We start from the raw sequence: 12,718 nt of genomic DNA on the forward strand, positions 1-12,718 counted from the left end.
AGGGCAAATCTTCCCGAACCGAATGAAGCGTTCATGCCTCATAGCGGCAGCCTACACATAGACTATTGCGTTGTAGTGAAAGTCACAGCGGCAAGGCACTGAATGTACACTTGTTCACTGAAATTTTAAACCGGGCCTGTTTATCGGCCCGTTCGGGTGCCTAAGACTGCCGCACTTTCGTCTTTCACGCCAGTCGCAGTTGGCTGATGGCGCGGCGCTATTGCACCCAGCGCTGCAGGATTTGCTGCAAATCCGTGCGTTTGAACGGCTTGGCCAGGTAATCGTTCATTCCGGCTGCCAGGCAGGCTTCGCGGTCGCCCTGCAAGGCGTTGGCGGTCAGGGCGATGATCGGTAGATCGGCGCAGCCGGGCAGTTGGCGAATCTGCCGCGTGGCTTCGTAGCCATCGATCAAGGGCAGGCGGCAATCCATCAGGATGGCGGTGAAAATCAGGCTCTCGGCGCTGCGGATCGCCTCGGCGCCGTCCGTGGCCAGGCTGACTTCAAAGCCCAGGCTGCGCAGCATCGCTTCGACCACGGTGCGGTTGACCGGGTTGTCTTCCACCAGCAGCACGTGGCGCCCGTCGCCGGCGCTGGCTTTGCCGAGCGCGTCAGGAGCGGCCACCGGCACATGCTGCTGGTCGATGGCCAGCGGAATTTCCAGGGTGAACACCGAGCCTCGACCTTCTTCGCTCTGGGCGCGCAAGGTACCTCCCATGCGCTCGGCCAGGGTGCGCGCAATCGGCAGGCCCAGGCCTGTTCCACCGTAACGCCTGGAAATCGAACTGTCGGCCTGCTGGAATGCATCGAACATCAATTCCAGGCGTTCAGCGGAAATGCCAATGCCGCTGTCGCGCACGGTGCAGGTGAACCACACCAACTCATGGTCCAGGGTTTGCCAGTGGGGCTCGACGGTCACGCTGCCACGTTCGGTAAATTTCAGTGCGTTGCCGATCAGGTTCACCAGGATCTGGCGGATCCGTGTCGGATCGCCGCGCACCCGCAGGGCCTCCATGCCCATGGGAATCGGCAGTTCCAGGCTCAGCCCACGCTGCTGGGCGCTGTGCTGGAAAGCCTGGGCGCAGCTGTTGATAAGGTCGGCGAGGTTGAACGCAATATGTTCCAGTTCCAGGGCGGCGCGTTCTATGCGCGAGAAATCAAGGATGTCATTGATCACCTTGAGCAAATGCTCGGTGGACTCGGATGCCAGCGCCGCATACTCGGTCTGCTCCTCGGTCATCTCGGTGGTTTCCAACAGTTGCAGCATGCCCAGCACGCCATTCATGGGCGTGCGCAGTTCATGGCTCATCATCGCCAGGAAATCCGACTTGGCGTTGTTCGCCCGCTCGGCTTCTTCACGGGTCTGGATCAGTTGGGCCATGGCTTGCTGCTGTTCGCGACTGGCCTGTTGAAGGCCCTCGGCCAGGTTGTTGATATGCCGCGAAAGGTCGCCCAATTCCGAGTCATCGACGATCGGCAATGGCGTTTTGTAGTCGCCTTGCTGGATGGCCTTGACCGCATGCCCCATGGCGCTGATTGGCTTTGACAGGCTCGCCGACAGGCGTCGCGCCAGCAGGAAGGTAAACAGCAGGGCGAACAGCGCCAGGATCCCGGCTTTGAACAGGATTTCCTGCTGGCGCTGGCTGAACGCATCATTGGACATGCCCACGATCACCCGCCCCAGGTAATCCGCGCGGGGGGCCTTGGGTTCGTTGAGGTTGTCCTGGAAAAAGTCATTGTTGAGCTGGATGTGTTGCAGGCGGATCGGTGCCTGGAACACCTTCACCGACAGCGAGCGATCATGTCGCTCGGACGGCTGCTCCACGTACACCAGGATGTTCTCGGCGCTGTCCTGGATCTCCAGGAAGCGTACATGGGGCGTGGCCAGGGTTGCACGCAGCAGGGATTCAAGCACGTCGTTGTTGCCGGAAATCACGCCGTACTCAGTGGCAGGGGCCAACTGGTTGGCGATCAGTTGACCGGTGTGGTCCAGTTCCTGGCGCAAATCCTGGATACGCACGAAGGTAAAGAAGCTGATGAGCAGCAGGGTCAACAGCAGCGCGGGGCCCAGGGTAATGAGCTGGGTGCGGGTGTTGATATCCCAACGACGGCGCAAGGTCATGGGCGTTTTTCTCCTTCTGCCAGGCGGGCGGCAACGGCGACTTCATCGACCTGTTCGATGCCCAGTGAGCGTGCGACTTGCGGGTTGCCCACGACTTTGAAGTGTTGCGGGTAGAGCGTGTGCGGCCAATTGGCCGGCGGCTGGTCCAGCAGGTGATTCAGCACGGCGAGCCAGTCGGCCTGATCGCTGTAGGTGCTGGCCAGGCTGCCGGCCCGCACAAACCCGGCATTGGGTCCTACCAACGGCAGTTGTTGGGCATAACTGCTCAGCAACAGGTTTTTCACGGTTTTGGGGTTGTACAGGTTCGGGTCGTCCAGGCCCAGTAGCACGTCGCTGTTCTTGAACAGGTTTTGCAGCGGCCGGCTGTCACTGGTGTTCTCCCAGAGCTGGGGCACGATTTCCAGGCCCATGGGCTTGGCGGATTGAGTCAGTTCGCGCAGCAGGAACTCACTGCCTGCATCGTAAAGCACGCCAACGCGCTGGGCCTGGGGCAGGATATGGGCGATCAGGCGCAACTGACGGTCCAGGGGCGGGTCGCTCCAGAGCAGGCTGATTTTCGCCGGATGGGTGTTGCCCAGGCGTTGCCGGGCCTGCAGGCGGCTGATGCGCAATACCAGGGTGGGCGGCCCTTGTTCATCCTGCAGTCGCCAGTCCAGGCCGGGCAGGTCAAGGAGGATCAGGCGAGTGCTGGCAGGCAAGTTCCTGGGCGCCGGCAACGCGTTGAGGGGGATGAAGCTGACCTGGTCGTCGGGGCGCTGCTGGGCAAGGGCCTGGGTAAAGGCGCGCACGCCGGCGCTGTCTTCGGCGGCCGTCAGCAGGATGTTGGCGCTCCACGCCGGCGCCGCCAGCAACAGGCACGCGAGCAGCAGGCCACGGCGCCAAAACCGTGAAACCAAGAGGGTCATCCGTGACTGATCGGCCATGTCAGAAGTCCAGCTCGGCGCTGAAGTAGAGAACGTGGCGATGGTCGTAGTTGTTGTCGGCCCAAGTGGTGGGCTGGTTGTCCAGGCGTTGTTGCAACATGCCCGCCAGCTCCACATTGGTTTTGCCTACGGCGATGCGCTTGGCCACCCGCAGGTCGACCCGCTGGAAGCGATATTGGTTGAGTGCGTCGTCGCCATAGTAGAACAAGGCGCTGGACCAACCCTGGCCCCATTCACGCAGCCAACCGGCCGAGCCGCTGTTACGCGCGGTTTGCGCCTTGTCCCGCGGGTTGCTGGAGGTGGCGTCTACATAAGCATAGGTCAGGCGCAGGCGGTCGGCGTTACTCACGCGCCAGTCGAACTGCGACTCGGCACCGCTAAAGCGCGCACTATTGGCGTTGCTGGCGATGTATTGGTTGTTACGTAGCGGGGAGCTGATCATGTCGGTGATTTCGTCATAGAACAGCTTCACGTCGACATTCAGCCCCAGCTCGGCAAAGAAACCGTTGTAGCCCAGCTCGCGCGAGCGCATCAACTCTTTGTCGAGGTTGCCGGGGCCGCGCGTCACGACAAAATATTGCCCGGCGTTTTGCCCATAGGTCGGCGAACTGAGATTGGTGACGCGGTAGCTCCAATTGACGTTGTTCTCGAACATGTCCGGCGAGCGTATCGCCTCGGAGTAAACCGCGCGCAAGCCGTGGCGGGGGTTGATCAGGTAATTGACCGCCACCCGTGGCGTCAGCGAGTTGCCGCTCAGGTGGGTGTCTTCGTACATGGCGCCACCTTGCAGCAGCCAGTGCTCGCTGGCGCGCCATTCCAGGTGCCCGAACAGGCGCCAGGTGGTGTCGTCCAGGGTGCCATTGAAGTAGGTCTCGGAATCAGCGCGGTCGTAGCGGTAATTCATGCCGCTGACCAGGCGCAGGCTGTCGGAGAGGCTGAGCGTGTCCTGGATCTCCAGGTCGTAGCGGCTTTCACGGGTGCTCTGGTCGATATCGCCACACACGCTCTGGTTGGCGCCGTTGCGCCACTGGTCCAGCACCTGGTTGGCCAAGGCCTGTTCGGCGGCGTTACCCGGTGGGGCGGAGCCTTGGCTGTAGGTGTCCATGTGCCGCGCCAGCAATTCGGCATAGTTGGGGTTGAGCTGCCATAGCTGGGTCAATTCAGGGCTGAACGAGGCCTTGGCGTCACAGGCTTTCCAGATTTGCTTGCGGTCCCATTGCTGTGCCGAGCCCTGGATATACAGGCTGTGATCGGGGTTGAAGTCGAAGTTCCAGCGCAGGGAGCCCGCGTAGTCTTTGGCGGTGACGTCGGAATTGCTGCCGCCTTCGGTAATCCCGGCAAACACTGGGGTGTAGGTGTATGGGCGTTGGTTGGTGCCTTCCTTGACGTTCAGTTGCCAGTCGAGGCTTTGTTGCGCGTTCAAGGTCTGGCTCACCGCCAGGCTGAAACGGTTGAGACGACGCCCGTCACGGCGGTCGGCGCCGGCCGCGTCGCTGTCAAAACCATCGTCCTGTTGCCCGGACAGGGACAAGCGCAAATCGCCGGTCTCCCAGCCCACACCCTGGCTGGCATAGAAGTCATTGATGCCACGCTCGCCACGGATGACCTTTACCCGCGAGCCGTGGCTGTTGGCCGGCGAGCGGGTGAGGATATTCACCACCGCCATCAGCGCATTGGCACCGTAGCTGACCGTGTTGGGGCCGCGAAACACCTCGACGCGCTCGATATCCTCCATGGCCACCGGGATATCGCTCCAGTCCACCGTGGCCAGGCCGGCGCGGTAGACCGAGCGCCCATCGATCAGCACCTGCATGCGCCGTGCATCGCTGGCGCTGGTGCCGTGGTAATTCACTGAGGCCTGGTTACCGCTGGTGTAGCCGACCATCATCCCCGGGACCAGCCGCAGCAGTTCCGAGATGTCCCGGGCGCCGCTGGCCTTGATCAGCTCACTGTCGATCACCGTCATGCTGCCGGGCACGGCGGCGGCCGATTGCTTAAGGCGCGTGGCGGTCAAGACCTGCGGCAGCGGCTGGCTGTCGAGGAATAGATCGTCGGCTTGCGCGCAGGTAGCGCACGCCAGCATCAATAACAGTGATGAGCGAGGAGGGGGGCCTAGATACACGGCACGGCCTTGTTAATTGCGGATAGCCGCCCATGTTAACCGAGGCGCGGCTATTTGCCAGTCGTAGGACTTGCAATTACTTCGCACATCCATGGCATTTTCCGACAACCCCGCGAATTGATACGGGGGCTGGCCGCAAGCCGGGCGCCCCGTATAATGCCGCCATCGCCACTGGTATGGATTAACGGATTGCATATGACTGAACAGCGCCCTATTGCGGTCCTGGGAGGCGGAAGTTTTGGTACCGCCGTGGCTAACCTGCTGGCCGAGAACGGCCACGCGGTGCGCCAGTGGATGCGCGACCCCGAGCAGGCCGAAGCCATTCGCGTGCATCGCGAAAACCCCCGTTACCTTAAAGGTATCAAGATTCATCCTGCCGTCGAGCCGGTGACCGACCTGCTGGAAACCCTCACGGCCTGCGACCTGTGCTTCGTCGCGCTGCCTTCCAGCGCCTTGCGCTCGGTATTGGCGCCCCACGCCGAACGCCTGGCCGGCAAGCTGCTGGTCAGCCTGACCAAGGGCATCGAGGCCCACACCTTCAAGTTGATGAGTGAAATCCTCACCGAAATAGCCCCGCAGGCGCGTATTGGCGTGCTGTCCGGGCCGAACCTGGCGCGGGAAGTTGCCGAGCACGCATTGACCGCCACCGTGGTTGCCAGTGAAGACGAGGCCTTGTGCGAGCGCGTCCAGGCCGTGCTGCATGGCCGTACCTTCCGGGTCTACGCCAGCGCCGATCGCTTCGGCGTCGAATTGGGCGGGGCGTTGAAAAACGTCTACGCGATCATTGCCGGCATGGCCGTGGCCCTGGGCATGGGCGAAAACACCAAGAGCATGCTGATTACCCGGGCTCTGGCCGAGATGACCCGTTTTGCGGTGAACCAGGGCGCCAACCCCATGACCTTCCTCGGCCTGGCGGGCGTGGGTGACTTGATCGTCACCTGTTCATCGCCTAAAAGCCGCAATTATCAGGTCGGGTTTGCCCTGGGCCAAGGGCTGAGCCTGGACGAGGCGGTGACGCGCCTGGGCGAAGTGGCCGAAGGGGTCAACACCCTCAAGGTCTTGAAGGCCAAGGCCCAGGAAGTGGGCGTATATATGCCGCTGGTCGCCGGGCTGCACGCGATCCTGTTCGAAGGGCGCACCTTGAACCAGGTCATCGAGTTGCTGATGCGGGCCGAGCCCAAAACCGATGTCGACTTTATTTCCACCAGTGGTTTCAACTGAGGAACGCGTCATGAACGATCCCAAAGCTGCCCCTCCTTACGAGTCGATTGTCTTGCGCATCCTGTGGATGCTGGTGTTTGCGCTGGTATGGCAGGTGGCGCAATTCCTGCTCGGCGCGCTGGTGGTGGTGCAATTGATCTACCGGCTGATCTACGGCGCGCCGAACCTGGGCCTGATGAATTTTGGCGACAGCCTCAGCCAGTTCCTGGCGCAGATCGGCCGCTTTGGCAGCTTCCACACCGAACAAAAGCCTTGGCCGTTCGCCGATTGGCCAACCCCGCGTGCGCCCGAAGGTGAAGCGGCCCACAGCGTACCGCCGGCACCGCACCCGGTGCGTGATGAAGAGCCGAAGCTATGAAGGTATGGATTTTGCGTCACGGTGAGGCCCAAGCGCATGCGCGCACGGACGCCGAGCGCAACCTTACCGAGCATGGGCGTGCCGAAGTCTTGCGCAGTGCTGCGCACCTGATTGGCCAGCCCTTGGGCGCCATCATTGCCAGCCCTTATGTGCGAGCGCAGCAGACGGCGCAGTTGGTGCGCGATGTGCTGGGGTTTCAGGCCGATATCGTTACGGTGCCGTGGCTGACGCCCGATGGGGATGTTCAACAGGTGCTGAAGAAACTCGACAGCGATGACGACGTGCTGTTGGTCAGCCACCAGCCGTTGGTGGGCAACCTGATCAGTTTTTTGCAGCATGGGCATCAGCGTCAGCCACAGCCGATGTATACGGCCAGCTTGGCGCAGCTTGAGGGGGACTTTCCGTTGGCGGGGTTGATGAGTCTGGTCGATGTGAAGAATCCCTAACGCACTCCAACTGTGGGAGCTGGCTTGCCTGCGATGACGGCCTGCCAGCCAACACCTATCTACCTGACACCTCAACGATCCCTCTGTGGGAGCTGGCTTGCCTGCGATGACGGCCCGCCAGCCGACGCCTGTCTACCTGACACCCCAACGATCCCTCTGTGGGAGCTGGCTTGCCTGCGATGGCGGCCTCCCAGCCGACACCTGTCCACCTGACACCCCACAATCCAACTGTGGGAGCGGGCTTGCTCGCGAAGGCGGCCTAGCAGTCAACGCAGTTGGATTGTGTACATATCCATTGCTGCGGTAACGGCTACTTAGGGTTCCGCCTGACGGCGGGTCACTTTGGAAAAGAGCCCCAAAGTAACCAAAGGGCTCTTGCCCCACCACTCGGCACCTCGCCTAGGCTCGGTGTGCCCGTAATTCGCCAGTGATTTGGGGGGCCGCCGCCACGCGCCATCCATGGCGCGGGGCGGCTAAACCGGCATCCCTGCCGGTTTGCCCCCCAAATCCCTGTCGAATTCCGGCCAGCGTGGTTTGATGGGGCGCTTAAGATCAAGATCACAAGCAGATCAAGATCAAGAGCGACTCGCTTCGCATCGTGGTTAGCGGCAGGCCGTTTCCTTTGCCTGTGCTATACAGTCAACCAAGCAAGTGCTTGGTTGGCTGTACCTCGGATCACAAAGGAGCGCGTCCCATGCCTGTCGCTTTTCGTTTGCCGTTGCAGGTCTTCTTTGAGCGTGAAGCGCGGCACCCGCGTAAAGTTTTTCTTGTTCAGCCCATCGGCGGCGGTGAGGTGCAGACCCTCACCTGGGGCGAGGTGGGCCACCAGGCGCGTTGCGCTGCGCACTGGCTGCGTGCGCGGGAGTTGCCCCAGGGCTCGCACATTGCGCTGATTTCAAAAAACTGCGCCCATTGGATCATCGCCGACTTGGCGATCTGGATGGCCGGGCATGTGTCGGTGCCGCTTTATCCCAACCTCACCGCTGAGTCCGTCGCCCATGTGTTGACCCACTCGCAGGCGCGGTTGGCGCTGATCGGTAAGCTCGATGACTGGCCGGCGATGGCGCCTGGCGTTCCTGCGGGGGTGGCGACTATCAGCCTGCCGCTGTGTCCTGGCGGGGCTTTCGATTTCAGTTGGGCGGACCTGCAATCCTGTTCTCCGATCCAGGACAACCCGCTGCCGGATGCCGCCAGCCTGGCCACTATCATCTACACCTCCGGTACTACCGGTCTGCCTAAAGGGGTGATGCACAGTTTCGGCGCCTTGGGTTTTGCTGCCACGCGCGGTACTGAGTTGTTCGGCCTGGGGGAGGGGGACCGGCTGCTGTCGTACCTGCCGCTGTGCCATGTGGCGGAGCGGATGTTTGTAGAAATGGCGTCGATCTATACCGGGCAAACCGTTTTTTTCGCCGAGAGCCTGGAGACCTTCCTCACCGATTTGCGCAGGGCGCGGCCGACGGCCTTGTTTGGTGTGCCGCGTATCTGGACCAAATTCCAATTGGGCGTCTACGCCAAAATCCCGGAAAAACGCCTCGATACCTTGTTGCGCCTGCCTTTTATCGGCAAGCGCGTCGGCCATAAAGTCCTCGCCGGTCTGGGGCTGGATGCGCTGCGTATCGCTCTGTCCGGCGCGGCGCCGGTGCCCGAGGCGTTGCTGCGTTGGTATCAGCGCCTGGGCCTGGATGTGCTGGAGGTGTATGGCATGACCGAAAACTGCGGCTATTCCCATGTGTGTCGCCCTGGTGGGCAAAGGCTCGGTTGGATCGGCCAGCCCTGCCCTGGTGTGCAAGTGCGCATCGACCCGTCAGGCGAAGTGCAGGTACACAGTGGCGCGACCATGTTGGGCTATTTCAAGGACCCGCAGAAAACCGCGGATACGCTCACCGCAGATGGCTTCCTGCGCACGGGTGACAAGGGCGAGCAGGACGCTGACGGTCGTCTGCGCCTGACCGGGCGCCTCAAGGAGATCTTCAAGACCAGCAAAGGCAAATACGTGGCCCCGGCGCCGATTGAAAACCGCCTGGCCGAACATGCGCGTATTGAACAGGTGTGTGTGGTCGGCGAGGGGCTCAGCGCACCGATCGGGCTGTGCGTGTTGTCGGCGCCGGGCGAGGACCGCCACGCCCTGGGCAGTGGCCTTCAGCGTTGGCTGGCACAGGTGAATGCCGGCCTGGATAAGCATGAGCGCATGGGGCAACTGGTGGTGGTGAAAGATCACTGGGCGGTGGAAAACGGTTTTCTCACGCCGACCTTGAAGATCAAGCGCAACGTGATCGAGTCGACGTACGGGCCACATTTGCAAGCGTGGAGCGCGCGCGCCGAAACCGTTCTGTGGCAGGATTAGGGCCGTAATAAAACCAACAAGGACAACCGTATGAGCCTGTGGCGTACTCAACCGAATATCGAACACCTCAACGCGATCCAGAAAAACACCATCGGTGAAATGCTGGATATTCGTTTCGAAAGCTTCGACGACGAATCCCTCACCGCCAGTATGGTGGTCGACCACCGCACCCATCAGCCCTACGGCCTGCTGCACGGCGGCGCCTCGGTGGTGCTGGCCGAAAGTGTCGGCTCCATGGCTGCCTATTTGTGCATTGATGCCAGCAAATTCTATTGTGTGGGCCTGGAGGTCAACGCCAACCACCTGCGCGGTGTACGCAGCGGACGGGTGACGGCGGTGGCCAAGGCCATTCATATCGGGCGCACCACCCAGGTGTGGGACATCCGCTTGAGCAGCGACGAGGGCAAGGCCAGTTGTGTCTCACGCCTGACCATGGCCGTGGTGCCGCTGGGTGAACAACCGCCTGCGCGATAGGCGTGGCGTGAGTGTCATCATTCCTGGCAGTTACAGTCATTGCTGTAGGCGCCGGGCATGGTGACAATCCCCCTCTGTTTTGGTTGATGGAAACTGTATGTCGCAGCATGTGTTTTTTACCCACGCCAATGGCTTCCCTTCGGCCACTTACGGCAAGCTGTTTGCCGCCCTGGCCCCGGAATATGCAGTGGCACATCTGCCGCAGCACGGTCACGACCCCAGGTTCCCGGTGGATGATAACTGGCAGAACCTGGTGGACGAGCTGATCCACCATCTGGAGCAGCAGCCAGAGCCGGTATGGGGCGTGGGCCATTCCCTGGGCGGCGTGCTGCATTTGCACGCGGCCATGCGTTGCCCGCACTTGTACCGGGGCGTGGTGATGCTGGATTCACCGGTGCTCACCCGCGCAGACCGCTGGGTGATCCGCGCTGCCAAGCGCTTTGGCTTTATCGACCGCCTCACCCCAGCCGGGCGCACGCTTGGCCGGCGCGAAGAATTCACCGACCTGGACACCGCGCGCAGCTACTTCGCCGGCAAGACCCTGTTCCGTGGCTTCGACCCCGATTGCTTTGACGCGTACCTGCAACATGGCCTGCAGCAAGTGGGCGACCGCCTGCGCCTGCGGTTCGACCCGGCCACCGAAATCAGCATCTATCGCGGCGTGCCCCACACCAGCCCGGGCCAGGTGCGCCAGTTGAAGGTGCCGCTGGCCGTGGTGCGTGGCCGCCAGAGCCGGGTGGTGATGCGTCACCATGCCAGTGGCGTCGACCGCCTGCCAATGGGCGAAATGCTCACCATGCCCGGGGGCCATATGTTCCCGCTCGAACGCCCTCAGGACACCGCTGCCTTGATCAAGACGCTGTTCGCTCGCTGGCAGGCCCGTGAGCGCAGTTGCGCATGAGTACGCCCGTCGAAGAGGTACGCCTGAGCCTGCCGCACATCGAACTGGCCGCGCATCTGTTCGGGCCTGAGGACGGCCTGCCGGTGATTGCCCTGCATGGCTGGCTGGACAACGCTAACAGCTTTGCGCGCCTGGCGCCCAAGCTGCACGGCCTGCGCATCGTTGCATTGGACATGGCGGGGCATGGGCATTCGGCGCACCGCCCGGTCGGCGCCGGTTATGCCTTGTGGGATTACGTCTACGACGTGCTGCAGGTGGCCGAGCAACTGGGTTGGAAACGTTTTGCATTACTCGGCCACTCTCTTGGCGCCATCGTCTCCCTGGTGTTGGCCGGGGCCTTGCCGGAGCGGGTGACACACCTGGGCCTGATCGACGGCGTGATCCCGCCGACCGCCAGCGGCGAGAGCGCGGCCGAGCGCCTGGGCATGGCGTTGCAGGCGCAATTGAGCCTGCAAGACAAGCGCAAGCCGGTCTACAACAGCCTTGATCGAGCGGTTGAAGCACGGATGAAAGGTGTGGTGGCGGTCAGCCGTGAAGCGGCGCAGCTCCTGGCCCAGCGCGGTTTGATGCCGGTACCCGGCGGTTACACCTGGCGCAGCGATAGCCGCCTGACCCTGGCGTCACCGATGCGCCTGACCGATGAACAAGCCATGTCTTTCGTGCGACGGGTAGGGTGCCCTACGCAGTTGGTGGTCGCGGCTGACGGCATGCTGGCGAAACATCCCGAATTGCTTTCTCAGCTACCCTTCACGGTTACCACGCTGCCAGGCGGCCATCATTTACACCTGAATGACGAGCCCGGCGCGGCTCTTGTTGCAGACTGTTTCAATCGGTTCTTCTCCACGCCTTGACTTGGCGGGGTCAACTGCCGAGGCTGGGCGGATTGAAAGGGAGTCAACCATGAACACACTCAATATCGCTGTGACCAACATTGGCCAGGGCTCACTGATCCGATGAGCCTGGGTAAAGGATGTATCCGTGCCCTTGGCCTTTGCTGTTTCAGCCCCCTGGTATTTGCCGCCGACCTGCCCGGCAGCCAGGATTTATCGGCGGTAACCCGCCAGGTTGATGCGCAAATCGTCGATTACCGCCCCGCTGAAGACAAGGAACGCATCTACCCCATGGGCGCGATTCGCAAGATCAGCGGCCAGTTGCGTTATGAAGGACAGGCCATCGCACGCGGCCCCGCCACTGCAATCACCTATGAACTGCCCGCTGAACACAGCTCCAGCGCTGCCTTTACCGCAACGCGCGAAGCCTTGCAGGCCAAGGGCGCGCAGTTGTTGTTCTGGTGCAAGGCCCGCGATTGTGGCGAAAGCAGCCTGTGGGCCAACGAGGTGTTCGGCAACGCCAAGCTGGTGGGCGCCGACGGCCAACAGGAATACCTGCTGCTACGCCTGGCCGCCCCGCAGGACAATTCCCTGGTCGCGCTGTACGGCATCACCCGTGGTAACCGCCGCGCCTACCTGCATGTGGAGCAACTCGACGCCAGTGCGCCTTTGGGCGACCTGCTGCCCACCTCGGCTACCCTGCTGCGTGAACTCAAAAGTACTGGCGAGCTGGATTTTCCCGCGCTGGACGCCGAACCGGATGACACCTGGCTGACCTTGATATCCCGAGCCTTGAACCTCGACACCACCCTGCGCGTCAGCCTGAGCGGGCCGCAGGCCGAGGCCTGGCGCCAGGCACTGGTAGAGAAGGGCGTGCGCACCGCCCGTCTGGAAACCGGCAGCGGTGAAACCCAAGGGCTGCATCTGCATCTGATACGCTAAGCACCACAGGGCGAACGGACCCGCGCCGTTCGCCTAAG

At 62.2% G+C, this 12,718-nt stretch carries 11 protein-coding genes; 8 read left to right on the forward strand and 3 right to left on the reverse strand.

Translation table 11 applies throughout. The features are described from left to right. Positions 1–217: 217 nt before the first annotated feature. From N2A98_RS09020 to N2A98_RS09030, 3 genes are read right to left on the reverse strand one after another with little or no spacing between them, the layout of a single operon-like run. Entirely contained in the window at positions 218–2,119 is a 1,902-nt protein-coding gene (locus N2A98_RS09020; protein ID WP_044273022.1) for an ATP-binding protein, read from the reverse strand. Next, entirely contained in the window at positions 2,116–3,042 is a 927-nt protein-coding gene (locus tag N2A98_RS09025; protein ID WP_275623286.1) for an ABC transporter substrate binding protein, read from the reverse strand. The genes N2A98_RS09020 and N2A98_RS09025 overlap by 4 nt, the downstream gene beginning before the upstream one ends. 1 nt (position 3,043) lies before the next feature. Then, the gene (locus tag N2A98_RS09030; protein ID WP_345774696.1) at positions 3,044–5,164 is read right to left on the reverse strand and encodes a TonB-dependent receptor; all 2,121 of its coding nucleotides are present in this window, start codon (positions 5,162–5,164) and stop codon (positions 3,044–3,046) included. Positions 5,165–5,359: 195 nt separating this feature from the next. Here N2A98_RS09030 and N2A98_RS09035 point away from each other — a divergent pair, with 195 nt between their 5' ends. From N2A98_RS09035 to N2A98_RS09070, 8 genes are all read left to right on the forward strand, one after another. Continuing rightward, positions 5,360–6,385, forward strand: a complete 1,026-nt coding sequence (locus tag N2A98_RS09035) for an NAD(P)H-dependent glycerol-3-phosphate dehydrogenase (protein WP_044273025.1) — start codon at positions 5,360–5,362, stop codon at positions 6,383–6,385. A 10-nt stretch (positions 6,386–6,395) separates the two neighbouring features. Then, positions 6,396–6,743, forward strand: a complete 348-nt coding sequence (locus tag N2A98_RS09040) for a DUF4389 domain-containing protein (RefSeq protein WP_003190047.1) — start codon at positions 6,396–6,398, stop codon at positions 6,741–6,743. Then, positions 6,740–7,189 (forward strand): phosphohistidine phosphatase SixA, encoded by a 450-nt coding sequence (gene sixA / locus N2A98_RS09045; RefSeq protein WP_047710433.1) that lies wholly within the window; start codon positions 6,740–6,742, stop codon positions 7,187–7,189. Before N2A98_RS09040 ends, sixA begins: the two co-directional genes overlap by 4 nt. A 694-nt stretch (positions 7,190–7,883) precedes the next feature. Further along, a complete protein-coding gene (locus N2A98_RS09050; protein ID WP_275623287.1) occupies positions 7,884–9,533 on the forward strand; it encodes an AMP-binding protein in 1,650 nt (549 codons plus the stop codon). Between the two features lie 30 nt (positions 9,534–9,563). After that, the gene (locus N2A98_RS09055; protein ID WP_014717751.1) at positions 9,564–10,007 is read left to right on the forward strand and encodes a hotdog fold thioesterase; all 444 of its coding nucleotides are present in this window, start codon (positions 9,564–9,566) and stop codon (positions 10,005–10,007) included. Positions 10,008–10,104: 97 nt separating this feature from the next. Next, positions 10,105–10,908: an alpha/beta hydrolase gene (locus N2A98_RS09060; RefSeq protein WP_044273029.1), complete on the forward strand. Its 804-nt coding sequence runs from the start codon at positions 10,105–10,107 to the stop codon at positions 10,906–10,908. Continuing rightward, positions 10,905–11,759 (forward strand): alpha/beta hydrolase, encoded by an 855-nt coding sequence (locus N2A98_RS09065; RefSeq protein ID WP_275623288.1) that lies wholly within the window; start codon positions 10,905–10,907, stop codon positions 11,757–11,759. The genes N2A98_RS09060 and N2A98_RS09065 overlap by 4 nt, the downstream gene beginning before the upstream one ends. 102 nt (positions 11,760–11,861) lie before the next feature. Next, positions 11,862–12,680 carry a DUF4892 domain-containing protein gene (locus tag N2A98_RS09070; RefSeq protein WP_275623289.1) on the forward strand — a complete coding sequence of 273 codons (819 nt, stop codon included), beginning with the start codon at positions 11,862–11,864 and terminating at the stop codon, positions 12,678–12,680. Positions 12,681–12,718: the final 38 nt, after the last annotated feature.

The organism is Pseudomonas sp. FJ2-5-13 (assembly GCF_029201605.1).
GTDB lineage: Bacteria > Pseudomonadota > Gammaproteobacteria > Pseudomonadales > Pseudomonadaceae > Aquipseudomonas > Aquipseudomonas lactis.